Origin of the sequence: Micromonospora sp. NPDC050397 (assembly GCF_044901685.1) — a bacterium.
Classification (GTDB): Bacteria; Actinomycetota; Actinomycetes; order Mycobacteriales; family Micromonosporaceae; genus Micromonospora_G.
In genome coordinates this window covers 700,554-722,763 of record NZ_JBJDPS010000004.1, presented here as the reverse complement: position 1 = coordinate 722,763, position 22,210 = coordinate 700,554, and the positions used below count along the sequence as shown (strand labels likewise).

Here is a 22,210-nt window from a genome sequence, read left to right as displayed (position 1 = left end):
TCACCTGGCCCCACCACACCCCCACCACAAACCACACCCCACTACCCACCTACCCCTTCCAACACCACCACTACTGGCTCCACCAAACAACCGCGATCGCGGGCGGCACGCTCGCCGAGGAGAAAGACCAGGAGGAGCGGATGTCGCTCGCCGAACAACTCGTCGAACTGTCCGAGGAGGAACGCGACGAACTCCTGCTCACGCTCGTACGCGACGAGGCGTCGAGCGCGCAGGGGCGAACCGAGGACACGATCGGCTCGGACGACCCGTTCTTCGAGGTGGGCTTCAACTCGTTGATGGCAGTGGAACTACGCAACCGGCTGTCCGAGGCGACAGGACTGCGGCTCCCGGTCACCCTGCTGTTCGACTACGCAACGCCGCGGATGCTCGCCGAGCACCTGCGGGAAAAGCTACTCACAGGGAGCAGTGCCTGACATGTTCAGCGTCGAAACGTACCTCTCCGCGATCGGCTACGACGGCCCGACCGAACCGAACGCGCAGACCCTGCGCGAGCTGCATCGCAGGCACCTGATGTTGATCCCGTTCAACAACTCCGCGCAGGCGGACCTCGGCACCGCCGTACTGAACGACGTGGACGTCAACCTGGACGAGACGTTCGAGAAGGTCGTCGTACGTCGCCAGGGCGGCGTCTGCTTCGAGCTCAGCGGCATGTTCCAACGGCTCCTGCGCGAACTCGGGTACGACGTGATCATGCTTTCGTCCGGCGTACGCGGGCCGAGTGGCGCCTTCGGGCCCGACCTTGAGCACATGTTCCTCGGGGTGCGGCTGGACGGCGAGGTGTGGCTGACCGACGTCGGCTTCGCCGGCCCCGGGTACGTTGACCCGCTGCTGCTCAGTCCCGAGGTGCAGGAACAGTACGGCTGCCAGTACCGGGTGCTCCCCCAGGGGGAGTACCACGTGGTCGATCGCAAGACCCAGGCCGGTGACTGGCAGGCGGTCTACCGGTTCAGGCTCCAGCCGCGCACGCTCGCCGAGTGGGAGGGCGCGGGCGGCAGCGGGGACGAGGACGACCCCGGCTGGAACTGGGAGGGTGAGATCGTCGCGGCCGGCACCGTCATCCGGGCCCGGTCCTTCGAGGAGGGCCAGATGGTGCTGGTCGGTCGGCGCTACCTGCGGGTTGACGGCGGGCACGAGAAGGTGCGGGTGTTGGTCGACCCGGTCGACTTCCAGGCCGTCGTCGACGACATCCTCGGGGTGGCCGGCTGATGTCCGTCAACGACGACCCGGACGTGGTGATCGTCGGCTACGGCCCGGTCGGGCAACTGCTGGCGGTCCTGCTGGCCGGACGCGGCTGGTCGGTGACGGTGCTCGAACGGTGGCCGCGACCGTACCCGATGCCCCGGGCGGTGGCCTTCGACGGCGAGTCGGCGCGCATCCTCGCCGGTGCCGGCCTCGGTGAACTGATCAGCAGGTTCGGCGAGCCGTCCGGGGACTACACCTGGGAGAACGCCGACGGGCAGGAGTTGCTGCACTTCGACGCCGCCGAGGGGCTCGGCCGCTCCGGCTGGCCCGACTCCACCTCGATGTACCAGCCCGGGCTGGAGGCGGAACTCGCCGCCCTCGGTGCGGCGCTGCCCACGCTGCGGGTGCTGCGCGGCTACGAGGTGGTACGGCTGCACCCCGGCGGCAACGGCGTGGGTGTGGTCGCGCTCGACGGCGACGGCGGCGAACTGACCCTGCACACGGGCTGGGTGGTGGGGTGCGACGGGGCGAACAGCCTCGTCCGCCGCGAGATCGCCACGACCGTCACCGACCTGGGCTTCGAGCACGACTGGCTGATCTGTGACGTGGTACCGGACCCGCCCCGCGAGTTCCGGCCGAACAACCTCCAGGTCTGCGACCCGGCCCGGCCACGTACGGCGGTGTCGGCCGGTCCCGGCCACCGCCGGTGGGAGTTCATGCGTACGGCCGGCGAGCCGCTCGACGAGTTCGACACCGCGGCGACCGCCTGGCGCCTGCTGCGGCTGTTCGACATCCACCCCGGCAACGCCACGCTGGAGCGGCACGCCGTCTACACCTTCCAGGCCAGCTTCGCCGACCGGTGGCGCTCCGGCCGACTGCTCATCGCGGGCGACGCCGCCCACCTGATGCCGCCGTTCGCGGCCCAGGGCATGTCCTCTGGGTTCCGCGACGCCGCGAACGTCGCCTGGAAGCTCGACCTGGTCCTGCGCGGCCTCGCCGACGAGCAGACCCTGGACACGTACCCGGTCGAGCGCCGGCAGCACGTGCAACACGCCATCGGGATCTCGGTCAACCTCGGCCGGGTGATCTGCCAGACGGATCCGGCGGCGGCGGCGGACCGCGACGAGATGATGATGGCGGTCAGGAAACGGGGCATCGCCCCGACCCGGCCGCCGTCCGTGGTCGAGTCACTGGCCGAGGGATTCCTACAGGACGCGGCGCTCCGCCCGCCCGGGGCGCCGGTCGGGCACCTCGTGCCGCAGGGTCGGGTGACCCGGGACGGGCGGACCGCGCTCTTCGACGAGGTGGTCGGGCTCGGCTTCGCCCTGATCAGCACGGAATCCCCGGACGACCTGCTGGACCTCGACCGGCTCCGCTTCCTGGAGGAGTTGGGCGTGCGCTTCGCGCGGCTGCTTCCGGCCGACGACCCGGCCGGGGCGCAGGCCCCGGCCGTCGTGGACGCCGAGGGGGTCTACCTCGACTACCTCGGCGGGATGGGGACCATCGCGGTCCTCGTCCGGCCGGACTTCTACCTCTTCGGCGCCGCGCGGACGGCCGCGGAGCTGGCGGCGCTCGTCGACGACCTGCGTCAACAGCTCCTCCGATCGGACCGGCCGGTGGTGGCCGGCGGCCAGCCCGCCGTCGCCACCGCCTGATCTCGTCCAGGCGCGGCGAAGCGGGCGGGGCCGATCGGCCCCGCCCGCTCCCGCCACCGCCCGGTACGAGCGGCGGTCAGTCGTCCTCCGGCGCCAGCAGTTCGCCGGTCGCCGCGTCGGTCACCCGGAGCGCGCCCATCGGGCAGAGGTTCGCGGCGAGCAGGACCTGGTCGTCCGGCTCCACCTCGGGCTCGATCGGCTCACCGTAACCGTCGACCAGCTTGAACCGGGTCGGTACGACGCTCGCGCAGACACCCGCCCCGGCGCAGGCCCCGCTGTCGCTCACGACCCGCCAGCGGACGCCGGACAGACCGCCGCTCACCAGCGGACCGGCAGCGACTGGACGCCGCGGGCCACCGAGTCCTTCCGCCACGGCACGTCCTCGGCCGGGATGGCCAGGTCCAGGCTCGGCACCCGGCGGAGCAGGGTGCCCAGTGCCAGTTGCAGCTCCATCCGGGCCAGCGGTGCGCCCAGGCAGTGGTGCAGCCCGTGGCCGAAGGCCAGGTGCTGGTTGCGCTCCCGGTGGAAGTTCAGCTCGTCCGGGTTCGGGAACACCGTCTCGTCCCGGCTGCCGGCGGCGTAGTTCACCAGCACCGCCTCGCCGGCCCGGATGACCTGGCCGCTCAGCTCCACGTCCTCCAGCGCGATCCGGGTGTTGTCCGATGCCGGTGACAGCGGCGAGTAACGCAGCAGTTCCTCCACCGCCCGTGGCACCAGGTCCGGGTGGTCGACCAGTTCCAGCCAGCGGTCACGGTTGGACAGCAGGGCGAAGATGTGACTGCTGAACTGGTTCGCCGTTGTCTTGTGCCCGGCGGCCAGCAGGGTGATGCCGAGCATCACCGTCTCCTCGGGGCTGAGCCTGTCCCCGCCGTCACGAGCCTGGACCAGCGCGGAGAGCAGGTCGTCGGCCGGCACCGCCCGACGCTGTTCGAGCAGTTCCGACATGTAGCCCTGGAGCTGGCCGAGGGCACCGGTCACCTCCTCCAGCGGCCGGGCGTCGCCGACCGACAGCCAGGTGTCGACCAGCTTGCGGAACGTACCCTGGTCGGCCGCGGGGACACCGAGCAGTTCGCAGATCACGGTGATCGGCAACGGCCAGGCGAACCGTTCGGCGAGGTCCGCCGGGGCCCCGGCGGCGAGCAGCCCGTCGATCAGACCGTCGACGATCTCCTGCGTACGGGGACGAAGCTGCTCGACCCGCCGGCTGGTGAACGCCTTGGCCACCAGCTTGCGCAGCCGGGTGTGCTCGGGCGGGTCCATCGCCACGATGATCGGATCCTCGTACGCCTGACGCACCCGGGGCACGTCGGCGCCGATGGTGGCGGCCCGGCTGAACCTCGGGTCGGCGAGCACCGTCTTGCTGTCCTCGTACCGGGTGGCCAGCCACGCCTCGCCGCCGTAGGGCATGCTGACCCGGGCCACCGGCCGTTCCTTGCGGAACAGCGCGTAGTTGGGGTGCAGGTTCAGCCGGTCGTACTCACCGAACGGGTACGCGACGGCCTCTTCCGTCTTGGGCTCTTCGTCAGCCGTCATGGCTGCTCACCTTCCTGTCGTGGTGCCGGTGGAGGGCGCGGGCACCAGGCCCGGGACCGGGGGAAGCGGCGGGGTCGACCGGCGGCTGCGGCTCCAACGGCGCATGACCGGGGCCTCCACGAACCGGTAGAGCAGCCAGCCGAGGAACAACGTGGCCAGGAAGAGCCCCAGCAGCAACGCCGTGGCGACCGGGAAGCTGTACGTGTCGCCGCCGAACAGCTCGAGCCGGCCGTAGAAGATGGGGACCGCCTGGATGATGTAGAAGCCGAACGAGACGGTGCCGAGCCAGACCATCAGCGGGGTGCGCAGCACCGAACGCGACCCCCGGATGTCCGCCGTCGCCGCCGTACCGATGATCGCCGCGATCGGCACCACCATGACGAGGACGAAGTTGAACGGCGCCGGCACGAAGATCACCGCGGTGTAGCCCGCGACCGCGAGCAGGAGCACCGGGATGACCCCGATCCGGGGCCAGCGCCCGGCCAGGACGATCCGGGCCAGCAGGATGCCGAGGATGAACTCGAACATCCGTGACGGCGGGAAGAGGTAGGCGAACCACATCTGCGTCAACGGCAGCGGTGCGAGCACGAAGTGCGTGCCCTCCGGGATGACGTACCTCGCGATCACGGCCACCACGGCGATGGCGGCGACGGCGCCGCCGGCCCACCACCACAGCCGGCTCTCCCTGATCCGCATCAGCGGCCGGATGATGAACGGGAACATCAGGTAGAACAGCAGTTCGGAGCAGAGCGACCAGGCCGGTACGTTGACGCTGCTGTTGGTGTCGTCCAACGGGATCCACGAGTGCACCAGGAAGAGGTTGGGCAGCCACGCGTGCAGCGGCGTGTAGGCTGCGGCGAAGAGAACCATGACCAGCGCCCACGCCACCAGGTGGTTCGGGAAGATCTTCAGCAGCCGGCGGCGCAGGAATGCCTGCACCCGCTCCCCCGGTCGGGACGACCAGGCGAGGACAAACCCGCTGAGCACGAAGAAGAACGACACCCCGACAAAACCCGCCGGCGCGAACACCTTCGCCAGTCCGTTCGCCAGTCCCTCGTCCGCGTACGGGTTGATCGGCACGGCCAGGTTCAGCGGGTTGTTCAGCAGGAAGGCGTGGGCGAAGAAGACCAGCAGTGCCGCGACGAAGCGTAGTCCCGTCAGGGACGGCAGATTCGACCGCTCGGTGGACTCGGTCCCGGCGAGCGGCAGTGGATTAGTTGAGGTCACGCGCTGTCACCTTTCACTCTCCGGCGAGGGCTTTCCGGATCGCCTCGACGGCGTTCACCACGCCCGGGGCCATCTCGTCGGCGGTCGCGTCCGGCTTGACGTCGATGGTCCACACCATCCGGCAGCCGTCCGCCGCGTCCGCCGCGGGCAGGATCTGCATGCTGGAGTGGTGGTGCTCCAACTCGTACGGCGACTCCTTGATGCTGTACGCGACCCGCCGCTGCTCGGGGTCGACGGCGACGATGAGTTCCTTGATCAGGAACTCCCCCATGTCGACCGTCCGGACGTCGCCGTCGACGGTGACCGGACCGAGGAACGTGATGAGCTGGTTGACGGCGCCGACGTCCGACAGGGCCTTCCACGCCTTGTCCACGCTGGCCTCAACCGCGAAGTCGTGGGTGATCGATGCCATGGATCCTCCGTTTCGAAAAGGGTGCCCGCCACGGACGCGGCGAGCGGTGCGCGAGCCGACGGTTCAGTCGACGCCGACGTCGAGACCGGCGGTGGCGGTGCGGATCCGGCCCAACAGATCGATCTCCTCGTCGATGTCGGTCGCGGTCATGTTCGCCAGGAACACGTGGTCGACGCCGTTGCCCCGCAGTTTGGCCAGATCGTCGGCGATCTGGTCCGGTGAGCCGCCGAGGAACTGCCGGTCCCGGTCGACCGGCCGGCTCGTGATCGAGACGTTCGCCCGGGCGACCACCGTCAACGTGTCCGGGTCGCGACCGGCCGCACGGGCCGCACCACGGAACCGGGCACCCGCGCCGACCAGCATCTCGGCGGAGAACGCGATCGGGTTGAGTCCGTCGGCGATCCGGGCCGCCCGTTCGATGCCGGCCGGTGTCATCGCGCCGACCAGGATCGGTAGCCGCGACTGCACCGGCTTGGGGTTCACCTCGGACGGCGTGATCCGGTAGAACCTGCCCTCGTACCGGACCGGGTCCGGGCCCCAGGTCGCCCGGATGGCGCCGACCACCTCGTCGAAGCCGGCCCCCATCCGCCGGAACGGCACGTTCGCGGTCTGGAACTCCTCCCGCATCCAGCCCTGCCCGAGCCCGGCGACGACCCGGCCGCCGGAGAGCTGGTCCAGGGTGGCGAAGCGCCGCGCCAGCACCACCGGTGGGTGCAGCAGCGCGTCGACGATGCTGGTGCCGAGCGTGATCCGGGTGGTCACCGCGGCGAGGTAGCTGAGCGTCTCCAGCGGGTCGTACACGGTGCGGTAGAAGTCGGGCAGGGCCTGCGGCGGGCCGCCACCGGGCTGCGCCACCGGCGCGATCGGGCGCAGCACCCGCTCGTACGTCCAGATCGAGGCGTAGCCCAGCCGCTCGGCCTCCTGGGCGTACCTCAGTATGTTCGCCGGGGTGGCCAGTTCTCCGGCGCTGGGTAGCGCGACCCCAAGGTCCATTTTTGGTCCCTTCGTGAGCACCGACGGCGGTTGCCGCCGTAGCTGTGACCGGCCCGGTCGGGCGTTGGGCCGGCCACGTCGGATGGGTGGGAGATATCCGGTCCGGCCGGTCAGGGCCGGCCGCGTTCCTCGTCGATGAGCTGGAAGATCTCCTCGTCGGTGGCCGTCTCCAGGCCCAGGTCGCGCAGGGCCAGCCCGTCGCGGCGGTCGAGGTTGGCGGCGAGGGCCTGGAGCCGCCCCAGCACCTGGCTCCTCAGGTCGTCGTCCAATCCGCCGCCGCCCAGCGTCCGCTCCAGCCGCTCCAACTCGACCAGCGCCGGCACCGTCGCCGTCGCGACCGGGCCGAGCAGGTGCTCGCGCAGATGACGGGCGAGCGCCACCGGCGTCGGGAAGTCGAAGACGGCCGTCGCGGGCAGCCGGACCCGCGCCGTCTCGGCGAGCCGGTTGCGCAGGTCGACCGCTGCCAGGGAGTCGAACCCGATGTCCTTGAACGCCGCCTCGGCCCGAACCGTCTCGGCCGAGCTGTGCCCGAGCGCCGCCGCGGCGGAGGCGCGTACGAGTTCCAGCAGCAGTTGGTCCTGTTCGGCCGCGGCCAGTGCACCCAGCCTGGCGGCCAGGTCGGTGCCGACCGTGCCGGCCCCGGCCACGACCCGACGCAGCGGTCGGACCAGCCCGCTCAGCATCGCCGGGACGTCGGTGCCGGCCCGGAGACCGGGCAGGTCCAGCCGGACCGCGACCGGTGCCGGATCCGCCCCGGGTACGGCGGCGTCGAACAGGGCCAGACCGTCGGCGACCGGCAGCGGCAGGACAAAACCGCGCCGTCCTCGCGCCGCCACCCGCGCGTCGAGGGCGGCGGTCAGCCCACTCGACACCTCCCACAGGCCCCAGGCGATCGAGCTCGCCGCCAGACCCTCGGCCCGGCGCAGGTGTGCCAGACCGTCGAGGAAGGCGTTGGCGGCGGCGTAGTTGCCCTGACCCGCGTTGCCGAAGGTCGCCGCGACCGACGAGAACGTGACGAAGACGGCCAGGTCCAGGTCACGGGTCAGCTCGTGCAGGTGCCAGGCACCGTCCGCCTTCGGCCGCAGCACCGTGTCCAGCCGGTCCGGGCTCATCGCGGCCAGGACCCCGTCGTCCAGCACCCCGGCGGTGTGCACGACACCGGTGAGCGGGTGCTCCACGGGGACGGCGGCCAGCGCCTCGGCCAGTGAGCGTCGGTCGCCCACGTCGGCCGCCCGGACCACCACCTCGGCACCGGCGGCGGTGAGGTCGGCGACGAGGTCCACCGCCCCGTCGGCGCTCGTGCCGCCCCGGCTGAGCAGCATGAGGTGCCGTACCCCGTGGTTGGCGACCAGGTGGCGGGCGACCAGGCCGCCCAGGCTGCCGGTGCCGCCGGTGACGAGCACCGTGCCCCGTGGGTCGAGGGCGCGACCCGCCCCGGACGCTCCCGTGCCGCCGGACGCTCCCGTGCCGTTGGACGGCCTCGTGACGGTCGGCCGGGCCAGCCGGGGCACCGTCACCGTCGCGTCCCGGACCGCGAGCTGCGGCTGCGCCGAGGCCGCCGCTGCCCACACGGCCGGTGCCGGACCAGCGACGTCGACCAGTACGACCCGCTGCGGACTCTCCGACTGGGCGGTGCGGACCAGGCCCCAGACCGCGGCGGCGGGCGGATCGACGCTCTCGCCGGGGACCACGGCCACGGCCGACCGCGTCGCCACGACGAGCCGTACGGGTTCGAGCAGCGGTTCGTCCAGCCACGCCCGCAGCACGGCCAGTACGTGACCGGTCCACGACCGGGTACGCGCCGGTGTCGACACCGACCGTTCGTCGTCTCCCGGGTGGGGCAGGTCGAGCAGCACCACCTCGGGCAACGACCCGCCCGCGACCACCGAGGCGGCGAGCGCGGTCACGTCCGGGAAGACCCTGGCGGCGGACGGCGCGAGTGCCGACGGGGCGCCCAGCACGGCCCACCCAGCCGGCTCGGCGGCCACGGTGCCGGCCAGCGGCACCCACTCGACGCCGAACAGCGTGTCGCGGCCGGCGTCGGCCACGGGGGCGAGCTGCGCCGTCGACAGCGACCGGAAGGCGAGGGAACCGACCGAGACCACGGCCGCGCCGGTCTGGTCGGCCGCCGCCAGCGCGATGGTGTCGGCACCCGCCGGCACGATCCGGACCCGCAGCGCCGCCGCGCCGGCCGCGTGCAGCGCGACGTCGTTCCAGGCGAACGGAAGGGTGACGTGTCCGGCCGGGCTCACCGCGACGGCGCCGAAACTCGCCGCGTGCAGCGCCGCGTCGAGCAGGGCGGGATGGAGCCCGAAGGCGCCGGCCGGCGCTCCCGGGTCGTCCGGTAGCGAGATCTCGGCAAAGACCTCGCCGTCCCGGGTCCAGACCGCGCGCAGGCCCTGGAACACCGGGCCGTACGCGAGTCCGGCGTCCCGCATCCTCGGGTAGAAGTCCGCCAGGTCGACCGGCTCCGCCCCGGTCGGCGGCCAGACCGCGAGGTCGAACGCGGGCTCGACGGGCTCGACGGGCTCGCTGGAGAGCACCCCGGCGGCGTGCCGAACCCAGCCGCCGTGGTCGGGAACCTCCGGACGCGAGTACACGCCCACCGCCCGGCGCCCGTCCGTCCCCGGTTCGTCGACCACCACCCGCAGCGCCACCGCGCCCTGGGCCGGCAGCACCAGCGGCGCCTCGATGACCAGCTCCTCGACCTGGTTCGCGCCGACCTCGTCGCCCGCTCGCACGGCCAGTTCGACCAGGGCGGTGCCGGGCAGGACCACCACGTCCGACACGGTGTGGTCGGCGAGCCACGGGTGGGTCCGCAACGACAACCGCCCGGCGAACACCGGCCCCCGCGTCCCCGGCAGTGCCACCAAAGCGCCGAGCAGCGGGTGGTCCGGGGACGGCAACAGGTCACCCGCGCCGACGGACGGCACCGGGGCGTCCGGCCAGTAGCGCCGCCGTTGGAAGGCGTACGTCGGCAGGTCGACCAGTCGGGCTCCGGCGAGCAGCGGGGACCAGTCCACCGCGACCCCGTGCACCGCCGCCCGGGCGAGCCCGGCCATCAGGGTGGCCGCCTCGGGCTGGTCGCGACGCATGGTCGGAGCCCAGTTCACCGTACGGTCGTCGCCGAGGCCCTCGCGCGCCATCGCGCTCAGCACCGCGTCTGGTCCCAGCTCGACGAAGGTGGTCACACCGAGGTCGCCGAGGGTGCGTACGCCGTCGAGGAACCGTACCGTGCCGCGCACGTGCTCGACCCAGTACTCGGGCGAACGGAGCCGCCGCTCCGGTGCCACCTCACCGGTCAGGTTCGACACCACCGCGATGGTCGGCTCCTGGTAGGACAGTTCCCCCAGGACCGCCCGGAACCGGTCCAGCATCGGTTCCATCCGGGGCGAGTGGAACGCGTGGCTGACCCGCAGCCGGCGGGTCTTCCAGCCGAGCGCCTCGGACTGCGCCGCGAACTCGGCCACCGCGTCGTCGTCGCCGGAGACCACCACCGCGCGCGGGCCGTTGACCGCGGCGACGCCCAGCCGGGACTCCACGCCGGCCAGCAGGGGCGCGATCTCCTCCACCGACGCCTGCACCGACAGCATCGCCCCGCCGGGCGGGAGCTCCTGCATGAGCCGGCCGCGCGCGGCCACCAGCGCGGCGGCGTCCGGCAGTGAGAAGACCCCGGCCAGGTGTGCCGCCACCACCTCGCCGATCGAGTGTCCGGCGAGGTAGTCGGGACGTACGCCCCACGACTCCAGCAGGCGGAACAGGGCCGTCTCGATCGCGAAGAGCGCCGCCTGGGTGTAGACGGTCTGGTGCAGCAGTTCGGCGACGGGCGAGCCCGGCTGTGCGAACACCACGTCACGTACCGGCTCGTCCACGTGTCCGGCCAGGTTGCGGTCCAGCTCCCGGCAGGCGTCGTCGAAGGCGGAGGCGAACACCGGGTGGAGGTCGTAGAGTTCCCGTCCCATGCCGGTGCGCTGGCTGCCCTGACCGGTGCAGAGGAAGGCGACGCCGCCGCCCAGCGGCGTACCGTCGAGGGCACTGCCGATCGGCTCGCCCCGGCCGTACGCCCGAAGGCCGACGACCAGTGTCTCGGCATCACCGGCGAGCACCGCCGCCCGGTGCTCCAGCGACGCGCGGCCGGCCAGCGAGGAGTGCGCCACGTCGGCGACCGCCCACCCCGGGCGTTGCTCCAGGTACGTCGCCAGCCGTCCCGCCTGGGCGCGGAGCCCCTCCGGGGTCCGGGCGGACAGCAGTACGGGCAGCACCGGCGAGGCCGAGTCGTCGGCCGGCCGCCGCTCGACTTCGGTCGACCCGTCGACGGCCGGCGTGTGTTCGGTCCCGGCCGGTGTGTGTTCGGTCCCGGTCGACCCGTCGACGGCCGGCGCGTGTTCGAGGACGACGTGCGCGTTGGTGCCGCTGATGCCGAACGAGGAGACCGCCGCCCGGCGGGTCGGGCCGTCGGTCGGCCACGGCATCGTCTCGGTGGCCAGCCGGATCGCGCCCGAGGACCAGTCGACGTGCGGCGACGGCGCGTCGACGTGCAGGGTCTTCGGCAGCACCCCGTGCCGCATCGCCAGCACCATCTTGATCACTCCGGCGACCCCGGCGGCGCCCTGGGTGTGCCCGATGTTCGACTTGCCCGAGCCCAGCCAGAGCGGCCGGTCCTCCGGGCGGCCCTGCCCGTACGTGGCCAGCAGCGCCTGCGCCTCGATCGGATCGCCGAGGGCGGTGCCGGTGCCGTGCGCCTCCAGCACGTCGACGTCCCGGGTGGTCAGACCCGCGTTCGCCAGTGCCTGCGTGATCACCCGCTGCTGGGAGGGTCCGTTCGGCGCGGTCAGGCCGTTCGAGGCGCCGTCCTGGTTGACCGCCGTGCCACGGAGCACCGCCAACACCCGGTGTCCCCGCCGCTGCGCCTCGGACAGCCGCTCGACCAGCAGCAGACCCAGCCCCTCCGACCAGACGGTCCCGTCGGCGGCGGCGGCGAACGGCTTGCAGTGGCCGTCCGGCGCGAGCCCCCGCTGCCGGGAGAACTCGACGAAGTTGTCCGGGGTCGCCATCACCGTCACCCCGCCGACCAGCGCCATCGTGCACTCGCCCTGGCGCAGTGACTGCGCCGCGAGGTGAAGCGCCACCAACGACGAGGAGCAGGCCGTGTCGACGGTCAACGCCGGCCCTTCCAACCCGAGCGTGTACGCGACCCGACCGGAGGCGACGCTGCCGGAGATCCCGGTCAACCGGTAACCCTCGATCTCGCCGGGGGTGCGGCCCAGCCGGCTGGCGTAGTCGTGGTTGATCAGCCCGGTGAAGACGCCCACGTTGGTGCCGCGCAGCGAACCGGGGTCGATCCCGGCCCGCTCGAAGACCTCCCAGGACGCCTCCAGCAGCAGCCGCTGCTGCGGGTCCATGGCGAGCGCCTCCCGGGGCGAGATGCCGAAGAACTCGGAGTCGAACCCGGCCGCGTCGATGAAGGCCCCGCGCCGTACGTAGGACGTGCCCTGGTGGTCCGGGTCCGGGTCGAACAGCGTCTCCAGATCCCAGCCACGGTCCTCCGGGAACTCGGAGGTGGCGTCCACCCCGTCGGCCAGCAGCCGCCAGAACTCCTCCGGGCTGTCCGCCCCACCCGGGAAGCGGCAGGCCATCGCCACGATGGCGATCGGCTCGTCCGGCGCCGCCTGCGGTGCGGTGGCCACCGGCACGGGCTCGGCGAGGTCGGCACCGACCAGTTCGGCCCGGAGGTGACGGGCGAGCGTCAGCGGTGTCGGGTAGTCGAAGACCAGGGTCGGGGAGAGCCGCCGTCCGGTCCGGCCGCCGAGGCGGTTGCGCAACTCCACCGCGGTCAGCGAGTCGAAGCCGGTGTCCCGGAAGGCCCGCTCCGCGTCGACCGCCTCCGCCGTGGCGTGCCCCAGCACCGTCGCCGCCTCCGCCCGTACGACGTCGAGCAGCAGCCGGAGCTGGTCGGGCTCGGCCAGCCCGGCGAGACGGCGGGCGAGCGCGTCGTCCGGGGCCGGCGCCGCCTGCGCGGACCGGCGGCGGCGTACCAGGTTGCGCAGCAGCACCGGCACCTGCTCCCCGTCCGGCCGGGACCGGAGCCCGGCGAGGTCGAGGTTGGCTGCCACCAGTGCCGCGTCGGCCGTCCGCGCTCCGGCGTCGAACAACGCGAGGCCCTTGGCGCTGGGCAGGCCGGTCATGCCGTCGCGGCGGTTCCGGCCGAGCGTGACGTCGTCGAGCTGGGCGGTCATCGTGCTCCGCTGCTCCCACATCCCCCAGGCCAGGGAGACCGAGGCCAGCCCCTGCGCCTGACGGTGTTGGGCCAGCCCGTCCAGGAAGGCGTTCGCCGCGGCGTAGTTGGCCTGTCCGGGATTGCCGAACACGCCGGCCGCCGAGGAGAACAGGACAAACGCCGCCAGATCCAGTTCCCGGGTCAGCTCGTGCAGGTGCAGGGCGGCTTCCGCCTTGGGCCTGAGCACCGTGTCGAACCGCTGCGGCGTCATCGCGGTGACCGTCCCGTCGTCGATCACCCCGGCGGTGTGTACAACACCGGTCCAGGGACGCCCGCCGGGCGGTGCGGCCAGCACCCGCTCCAGTGCGGCCCGGTCCGCCACGTCGCAGGCGACGACGCTGACCCGGGCGCCGAGGTCGGCCAGTTCGTCGACCAGGTCGCCCGCGCCCGGTGCGTCGAGGCCCTGTCGGCTGGTCAGCACCAGCTCGCGGACGCCGTGCTCGGTCACCAGGTGCCGTGCGGTGAGCGCGCCCAGCGCACCGGTGCCACCCGTGATCAGCACCGAACCGTCGGGGTCGAGCTGACGCGGAATGCGCAGCACGACCTTGCCGACGTGGCGTGCCTGGCTCAGGTGGCGGAACGCCTCGGGGGCCCGCCGGACGTCCCAGGCGATCACCGGCAACGGCGTGATCGCCCCGGATTCGAAGAGGACGACCAGTTCGCGGAGGATCGCACCGATCCGGTCCGGCCCGGCTTCCCGCAGGTCGTACGGGCGGTAGGCGACGCCGTCGTGGTCGGCGGCGACCCGGTCGGAGTCACGGATGTCGGTCTTGCCGAGTTCGAGGAACCGCCCACCCGGGCGCAGCAGGGCCAGCCCCGCGTCGACCAGGTCGCCGGTCAGCGAGTTGAGCACCACGTCCAGCCCGCGCCCGTCGGTGACCGCCAGGAACCGGGTACGGAACTCCGCGTCCCGTGAGGAGGCGATGTGTTCGTCGTCCAGTCCGCCGGAGCGCAGCGTGTCCCACTTGCCGGGGCTGGCGGTGCCGAACACTTCGGCGCCGAAGTGCCGCGCGAGCTGCACCCCGGCCATGCCGACGCCACCGGCTGCCGCGTTGACCAGCACGGACTCGCCCGGTTGCAGGTCGGCGAGGTCCCGCAGCCCGTAGTAGGCCGAGAGGAAGGCGATCGGCACCGCCGCCGCCTGGGCGAAGGACCAGCCGGTGGGGATCCGTACCAGCAGTCGGGCGTCGGTCACCGCCACCGGACCGAAGGCACCGAACTCGGCGATCATTCCCATCACCCGGTCGCCGGGTGCGAGTCCGGTCACCCCCGGGCCGACCTCCAGCACCACTCCGGCGGCCTCGCCCCCGAGTCCACTCTGGCCGGGCACCATGCCGAGCGAGATCAGGACGTCACGGAAGTTCACCCCGGCGGCCCGTACGGCCAACCGGACCTGACCGGCCGGCAGCGGATCGGTCACCCCGTCCGCGGCGACCAGGGCGAGGTCCGCCAACGTGCCGCCGTCGGTGGTCACCTCCAGCCGCCACGCGTCGACCCCGGGCGGGGCGGTCAGGCCACCGTCGGAGGCGACCCGGGCCAGCCGGGGCACCGAGGCGACCCCGGCGCGGAGTGCCAGTTGCGGCTCGGCGGTGGCGAGCGCGCCCGCGAGCCGGTCCCACGACTCGCGCTCGTCGTCGATGTCGATCAGGACGATCCGGTCGGGGTGCTCCGACTGCGCCGAACGGACCAGGCCCCAGACGGCGCTGGCGGCGGGGTCACGCACCTCGGCGGGTCCGTGCACCGCCACCGCGCCCCGGGTGAGTACGACCAGTCGGGTCGGGGCCAGCTCCGGTTCGGCCAACCACGACTGGATGGTCTCCAGCACCCGCGCGGTGGCCCGTCCGACCCGCTCCGGCCCGGCGTCGAGCTGACCGACGGGTGCGAAGAGGGCCGCCGGAGCCGGCGCCCCGGACCGTACGGCCTCGGCCAGGGCCGCCGGGTCGGCATGGGTGACCGCACCCGGCACCACCCGGCCAGCGGTGCGTTCGTGAGCAGCGAGGTCGGTGTTGAGCGTCGCCCACGGGCCGGTGTCGTCGGTCGACGGCAGCCCGAGCGGGGACCACTCGATCCGGAACAGCGCGTCACGGGCCGGGTCGGCGTCGACACCCAGCGAGCCCGGGGGTACCGGCCGCAGCGACATCGCGCCGATCGACGCCACCGGCTCGCCGGTCGCGTCGGCCACCTCCAGCGACAGACCGTCGGCTCCGGCGGCCACCAGCCGCACCCGCAGCCGGGCGGCGCCGGAGGCGTGCAGTGCCACCGCGTTGAACGCGAACGGCAGGTGCAGACCGGCCGGACCGGCCGGTACCAGCTTCGACGCGTGCAGTGCGGCGTCCAGCAACGCCGGGTGCAGTCCGAAGCTCTCCGCCGGCACCGCCGCCTCCTCGGGCAGTCCGACCTCGGCGAAGATCTCCGAGCCTCGGGTCCAGACCGCCCGCAACCCCTGGAAGGCCGGGCCGTAGGCATAACCCGCCGCCGCCTGGTCGGCGTAGAAACCGTCCACCGGTACGGCCCGCGCCCCGGCCGGCGGCCACGCGCGAAGGTCGAACGTGGGAGTCTCGTGGTCCGGGCCGACATGGCCGGAGGCGTGCCGTAGCCAGGGCAGTTCCGGTGCCGCACCGTCGGCCCGCGAGTGCACCGCCACCGGCCGGCGACCCGACTCGTCCGCCGCCGCCACGCTCACCCGGACCACCAGATCGCCCCGGTCGGGCAGGACCATCGGCGCCTCGATCACCAGTTCGTCCAACCTGGCACCGCCGCCCACCTCGTCGGCGGCCCGCAGGACGAGTTCGACCAGTGCGGTCCCGGGCAGCAGGACCACCCCGGCGACGGCATGGTCGGCCAGCCAGGGCTGGGTCCGCAACGACAGCTTGCCGCTGCAGATCACCCCGCCGCCGTCTGGCACGCTGACCACCGCGCCGAGCAGCGGGTGGTCCGCCGCGACCAGCCCGACGCCGGACAGGTCCGGTTCGGCGGCGACGGAGTCCAACCAGTACCGCTGGGTCTGGAAGGCGTACGTGGGCAGTTCGACCCGCTGGACGTCCGCGTCGGCGAAGTACGCCGACCAGTCGACCGGGACCCCGCGCACGTGCAACTGCGCCACGGCCCGCAGCAGTGACCTCGGCTCCGGCTGGTCCGCCCGGAGCGTGGCGACCGACTCGGTGTGGTCGGTCTCCGGGTCCAGGCAGTCCGACACCATACCGGCCAGCACGCCGCCCGGCCCGATCTCCAGGAACGTGGTCACCCCCGCCTCGCTCAGGCTCCGTACGCCGTCGCGGAACCGGACCGCCTCGCGTACGTGCCGTACCCAGTAGTCGGGGCGGGTCAGCTCCTGCCCACCGGCCAGCGCACCGGTCAGGTTCGACACGACCGGGATGGCCGGCTCCGCGTACGTCAGCCGGTCCGCGACCTGGTGGAACTCCGCCAGCATCGGCTCCATCAGCGGGGAGTGGAACGCGTGCGAGACGCGCAGCCGCTTGGTCTTGCGTCCCCGGGCGGCCAACTCCGTGGCGACCTCGTCGACCGCCCGCTCGGCCCCGGAGATCACCGTGGCGGTGGCCCCGTTGACGGCGGCGATGCCGACGCCGTCGCGCAGCACTGCGGCGACCTCCTCCTCGGTCGCCTGCACGGCCACCATCGCCCCGCCGGCCGGCAACGCCTGCATCAGCCGCCCACGCGCCACCACCAGGGCGGCGGCGTCCGCCAACGACCACACCCCGGCGACCGTGGCGGCGGCCAGTTCGCCGATGGAGTGCCCGGCCACGTAGTCGGGGGTGATGCCCCACGACCCGAGCAGCCGGAAGAGCGCCACCTCGATGGCGAAGAGTGCCGGCTGGGCGTACTCGGTCCGGTCCAGCAGGGCCGCCTCGGCCGAACCGGGCTCTGCGAACACCACCGTCCGCAGCGGACGCTCCAGGTGTTCGTCGAGCGCCACGCAGACCTGGTCGAACACGTCGCGGAAGGCCGGGTACGCCCGGCACAGCTCGCGCCCCATGCCGGCCCGCTGGCTGCCCTGCCCGGTGAAGAGCACCGCGAGTCGCCCGCCGCCGGAGGTGCCCGAGACGAGGTTCGGCGCGGAGCTGTCGGCGGCGAGCGCGGCCAGGCCGGCGATACCGTCGTCCCGGCTCTCCGCCAGGACCACCGCCCGCCCGGCCAGCGCCGCCCGCGTCGTCGCGAGCGAGAGCCCGAGGTCGTCACGGTCCAGTTCGGGGCGCGCGGCGACGTCGGCGGCCAACCTGCGCGCCTGTTCCCGCAACGCCTGCGTGGTCGCGCCGGAGACCAGCCACGGCGTCACCGGCGGCGGGTCGGTCGGACGCTCGGCGACCCCGGCGGGCCCGCCGCCGGTGGGCACCCGGCCCGCCTCGTCGAGCGGCGCCTGTTCGAGGACGACATGAACGTTGGTGCCGCTGACCCCGAACGAGGAGACGCCGGCCCGCCGGGGCCGGGACAGCGCCGGCCAGTCACGGGCCTCGGTCAGCAACTCGACCGTCCCGGCCGACCAGTCGACGTGGCCCGACGGCCGGTCCACGTGCAGCGTCCGGGGAAGCTTGCCGTGGCGCAGCGCCTGCACCATCTTGATCACGCCGGCCACACCGGCCGCCGACTGGGCGTGCCCGATGTTCGACTTCAACGAGCCCAGCCAGAGCGGCTGGTCGTCGGGGCGTCCCCGGCCGTACGTGGCGATCACCGCCTGCGCCTCGATCGGGTCACCGAGTCGGGTCCCGGTGCCGTGCGCCTCGACGACGTCGACCTCCAGCGGGGAGACGCCCGCGTTCGCCAGTGCCTGCCGGATCACCCGCTGCTGCGCCGGTCCGCTCGGCGCGGTCAGGCCGTTGGACGCGCCGTCCTGGTTGACCGCGCTCCCGCGCAGCAGCGCGAGTACGGGATGGCCGTTGCGTCGTGCGTCGGAGAGCCGTTCCAGCAGCACCAGCGAGACGCCCTCGGACCAGCCCGTCCCGTCGGCGGCGTCGGCGAACGCCTTGCACCGCCCGTCCGGCGCCAGCCCCTGTTGCCGCGAGAACTCCACGAACGGTGACGGTTGGGCCATCACCGCCACACCTCCGGCGAGCGCCATCGCGCACTCGCCCTGCCGGATCGCCTGGGCCGCCAGGTGCAGGGCCACCAGCGAGGACGAGCAGGCGGTGTCGACCGTGACGGCCGGTCCCTCCAGCCCGAAGGTGTACGCCACCCGGCCGGAGACCACACTGCCGGCCGTACCGATTCCCAGGTAGCCCTCGGTGCCCTCGGGAACCCGGGTCAGCGCCGCCGCGTAGTCGTGGTACATCACCCCGGCGAAGACCCCGACGGCGGCGCCACGCAGCGAAGACGGTTCGATCCCGGCCCGCTCGAACACCTCCCACGAGGTTTGTAGCAGCAGCCGCTGCTGCGGGTCCATGGCCAGCGCCTCACGGGGCGAGACACCGAACAGCGCCGCGTCGAACTCACCGGCGTCGTGCAGGAAGCCACCTTCGCGGACGTACGACTTGCCGACCGCCCCGGGGTCCGGGTCGAACAGGTCGTCGAGGTCCCAGCCCCGGTCGTCGGGGAAGTCCGACACCGCGTCCACCTCGTCCAGGACCAGCCGCCACAGGTCGTCGGGAGACCGTACGTCCCCGGGCAGTCGGCATCCCATGGCGACGATCGCGATGGGGTCGTCCGACACCGGCTGGGCCGCGGTGACCTGGTCCGGCTGGCCGTGCTCGCCGAGCAGTTCGGTGCGCAGGTACCGGGCGAGCGCCAGCGGCGTGGGGTAGTCGAAGGCGAGGGTGGCCGGCAGCGGCAGCCCGGTCGCCCGGACCAGCCGGTCACGGAGCTGGACCGCGGCGATCGAGGTGAACCCGCGATCCCGGAAGGCCCGGCCCGGGTCCGCCACGGCGAGCGCCCCACCGGACTCGGCCACCTTGGTCGTCTCGGTCCCGACGAGGTCGAGCAGGAGCTGTCGCTGGTTCTGCTCGGAGAGGCCGACGAGTCGCTCGCGCAGCCGGGCGGTCGCGTCGTCGTCCGGGGCGCCGCCGGAGGTCGGCGCGTCGATCAGGTCGCGCAGCAGCGCCGGCACCGCGTCCGAACGTACCGAACGGGGATCGGGTCGCATGGCGACGAGGACGGTCTGCTCGACCGTACGCGCGGCGTCGAACGCCGCGAGGTTGTCCCGCACCGACAGACCGGAGATACCGGGCAGCGCGGCGTCGCCGGGGTCGGCGCCCCAGGCCAGGCAGAGCCCCGGCAGCCCCAGCCGCCGCCGGTGCTGCGCCAGGGCGGCGAGGAAGGCCGCCTCGGCCGGTCCGTCGTCGGAGCCGCCGGCACCGGTCATCGCGGTCACCGAGCAGACCAGCACGAACGCCGCCAAGGGCGTCTCGCGCGTCAGGTCGTGCAGGTGCCAGGCGCCGTCCAGCGCCGCGGCGAGGTCGTCCGGCCGCGCCTCGCCCGGGGCGTCGGCCACGTGTACGACCGCGCTCAGCGGGCGCTTCTCCTGCCCGAGTACGGCGGCCAGTCCTTCGCGGTCGGCCGGGTCGCAGGCGAGCAGTCGTACCTTCGCGCCCGCCCGGGTCAGCTCCGTACGCAGGCCAGCGAGTCGCTCGTCGGCCCGGCCGAGTCGGCTGACCAGTGACAGGTGGCGCACCCCGTGGCTGGCCACGAGGTGTCGGGTGAGCGCCTCGCCGGCCGGGGTGTCGGCGCCGTTGACCAGGACCGTGCCGCGCGGGTCGAACGGGACCGGCTCCCGGTCCGGGGCGGCCGACGCGTGCGCCAGCCGAGGGGCGAGTACGACGCCGGAGCGCACCGCCAACTGGGGCTCGCCCGAGCGGAGGGCGAAGGGCAACGCCCCGGCCGACTCCACCTCGTCGTCGAGGTCGACCAGGACGACCCGGTCGCCGTGCTCGTGGCGCATTCGCCGCGCCAGGCCCAGCAGGGGCGCCGCCACCAGCGCCGGGTCCTCGTCCGGGCCGGCGGCCACGGCGCCCCGGGTGAGCACGACCAGCCGGGCGGCGGACGGCGGGGTCGCCGCGAGCCAGGACTCGACCTGGCCGGCAACCTCGCGGAGCACGGCCTGCGCGGGCCCGCCCGGGGCGGTGTCGACAGCCCCGCCCGGCGGCAGCGACAGCACCGTCACGTCCGGCGCCGGCCCGGATCCGGCGAGCGCGCCGAGAGCTTCGGCGGGCTGGTCGTAGGTCCGGGTGGCGACGCCGAGCCGCCCGAGCGCGGCGGCGACGTCGGCGGCGCCGGGACCCGCCACGGCCCACCGCCCCGCCGGCTCGTCGGCGGTCGGCACCGACGGCAGCGGAATCCAGTCCAGCCGGAACAGGGTCTCGAAGTGCCCGGAGCCGGCGGCCCGGAGCCGGGCCGGCTGTTCGAGCAGCACGTGCCGGGTGATCTTGCCCGACGCCGTACGGGGGATCGCCTCGATCTCGTACAGTTCCTCGGGCACCTTGAAGTAGGAGAGCCGCTCGCGGCAGACCGCGAAGATCTGCTCGGGGTCGAGTCCGGACGGACCGGGCACCAGGAAGGCCACCGGCACCTCGCCGAGGATCTCGTGCGGCTTGCCCACCACCGCCACGTCGGCGACGCCCGGTACGCCGCGCAGCACCTCCTCCACCTCTCCCGGGTGGATGTTCTCGCCGCCACGGATGATCAGTTCCTTGATCCGGCCGGTGATGGTGTAGTAACCCGCGTCGTCCCGGCGGGCCAGGTCGCCGGTGCGGTACCAGCCGTCGCGGAACACGGCGGCGGTCGCCTCCGGCTGGTTGTGGTACCGGGTCATCACGCTCGGGCCGCGTACCCAGACCTCGCCCTCGCCGCCGTCGGCGACGTCGACCCCGGTCTCCGGATCGACCAGGCGCACCCCGAGCCCGGGTACGGGCAGCCCGCAGGAGCCCTCGACCCGGGCGCCGGTCGGCCAGTTGATGGTGATCGACCCGGAGGTCTCGGTGCTGCCGTACGCGTCCAGCAGCGGGGCGCCGAACGCCTCCTCGAACGAGCGCCGCAGCGCCGCCGTGGTGATCGCGCCACCGACCAGGCACATCCGCAGGTGGGGTGCCTCGAAGCCGGTCTCCCGCGCGGCCCGTACCAGGTAGTGGTACATGGTCGGAACACCGGCCAGGAACGTCGCGGACTCCTCGCGGAGTGCGCGGAGCACCTCGTCGGCGGAGAAGCCGTCGACGATCCGGGCGGTGGCACCGACCGCGGTCACCCCGAGCACGCAGACGATGTGCGCGAGGCTGTGGAACAGGGGCAGCGGCCAGACCACCCGGTCCTCGGCGGAGAGTCCCGGGATCGGCACGTAACAGGCGGCGACGGACCAGAGGCCGTTGCGCTGGGTGGACAGCACGCCCTTGGGCTTGCCGGTGGTGCCCGAGGTGTAGAGCATCCAGGCGAGGTCGTCGAGCCCGAGGTCGTCGCGCGCCGGCACGGCCGGTTCGGTGCGGGCCAGTGCCTCGAACGAGAGCGCGCCGGCCGGGGCGTCCGCCGGGACCCCGCCGTCGCCGGTCACCAGTACGCGCAGCCCCGGGCGGGCGTCGATCGTCGCGCGCAGTTGTTCGAGGTGCGCGGCGTCCGTGATCAGGAAACGGGCGTCGCTGTCCTGCAACAGATAGGCCAGTTCCGTCGCGGTCGAGCGGGGGTTGAGCGGTACGCCGATGCCGCTGGCCCTAACGATGGCCAGGTAACTCTCCACCGTCTCGACCTGGTTGCCGAGCAGGATCGCCACCCGGTCGCCGGGTTGCAGGCGCAGTTGGGACAGGTGCCCGGCCAGGTGACCGGTACGGCGGTGGAGTTCCGCGTAGGTCACGGCGCGGCGCGCGTCGAGAAAGGCGGTCTTGTCGCCGAACCGGAGCGCGTTGGTCCTCAACAGTTCGGGCAGGGGCCTGATCAGATCCGTACGCAACAAAGTGGACACATCCCTCGGTCCTACGAGTC

Annotated in this window: 9 protein-coding genes; 3 read left to right on the top strand and 6 right to left on the bottom strand. The window is 73.3% G+C overall.

The genetic code is table 11. The features are described from left to right. From ACI2K4_RS18835 to ACI2K4_RS18825, 3 genes are all read left to right on the top strand, one after another. On the top strand, positions 1-434 hold a 434-nt coding region (locus ACI2K4_RS18835), incomplete at its 5' end, for an acyl carrier protein (RefSeq protein ID WP_404512946.1). Between the two features lies 1 nt (position 435). Next, positions 436-1,227 carry an arylamine N-acetyltransferase gene (locus ACI2K4_RS18830; protein WP_404512945.1) on the top strand — a complete coding sequence of 264 codons (792 nt, stop codon included), beginning with the start codon at positions 436-438 and terminating at the stop codon, positions 1,225-1,227. After that, positions 1,227-2,858, top strand: coding sequence for a bifunctional 3-(3-hydroxy-phenyl)propionate/3-hydroxycinnamic acid hydroxylase (locus tag ACI2K4_RS18825; RefSeq protein WP_404512944.1), 1,632 nt, complete (start codon positions 1,227-1,229; stop codon positions 2,856-2,858). The genes ACI2K4_RS18830 and ACI2K4_RS18825 overlap by 1 nt, the downstream gene beginning before the upstream one ends. A gap of 76 nt (positions 2,859-2,934) precedes the next feature. Here ACI2K4_RS18825 and ACI2K4_RS18820 read toward each other — a convergent pair whose 3' ends face one another. From ACI2K4_RS18820 to ACI2K4_RS18795, 6 genes are all read right to left on the bottom strand, one after another. Further along, a complete protein-coding gene (locus tag ACI2K4_RS18820; RefSeq protein ID WP_404512943.1) occupies positions 2,935-3,144 on the bottom strand; it encodes a ferredoxin in 210 nt (69 codons plus the stop codon). Between the two features lie 32 nt (positions 3,145-3,176). Next, positions 3,177-4,391 (bottom strand): cytochrome P450, encoded by a 1,215-nt coding sequence (locus ACI2K4_RS18815; protein WP_404512942.1) that lies wholly within the window; start codon positions 4,389-4,391, stop codon positions 3,177-3,179. 6 nt (positions 4,392-4,397) lie between these two features. Then, the gene (locus tag ACI2K4_RS18810; RefSeq protein WP_404512941.1) at positions 4,398-5,618 is read right to left on the bottom strand and encodes an acyltransferase family protein; all 1,221 of its coding nucleotides are present in this window, start codon (positions 5,616-5,618) and stop codon (positions 4,398-4,400) included. Positions 5,619-5,631: 13 nt separating this feature from the next. Further along, entirely contained in the window at positions 5,632-6,030 is a 399-nt protein-coding gene (locus ACI2K4_RS18805) for an SRPBCC family protein (RefSeq protein WP_404512940.1), read from the bottom strand. Between the two features lie 63 nt (positions 6,031-6,093). After that, positions 6,094-7,023, bottom strand: coding sequence for a TIGR03619 family F420-dependent LLM class oxidoreductase (locus ACI2K4_RS18800; RefSeq protein WP_404512939.1), 930 nt, complete (start codon positions 7,021-7,023; stop codon positions 6,094-6,096). Between the two features lie 110 nt (positions 7,024-7,133). Further along, positions 7,134-22,190 (bottom strand): SDR family NAD(P)-dependent oxidoreductase, encoded by a 15,057-nt coding sequence (locus ACI2K4_RS18795; protein WP_404512938.1) that lies wholly within the window; start codon positions 22,188-22,190, stop codon positions 7,134-7,136. Between the last annotated feature and the right edge of the window lie 20 nt (positions 22,191-22,210).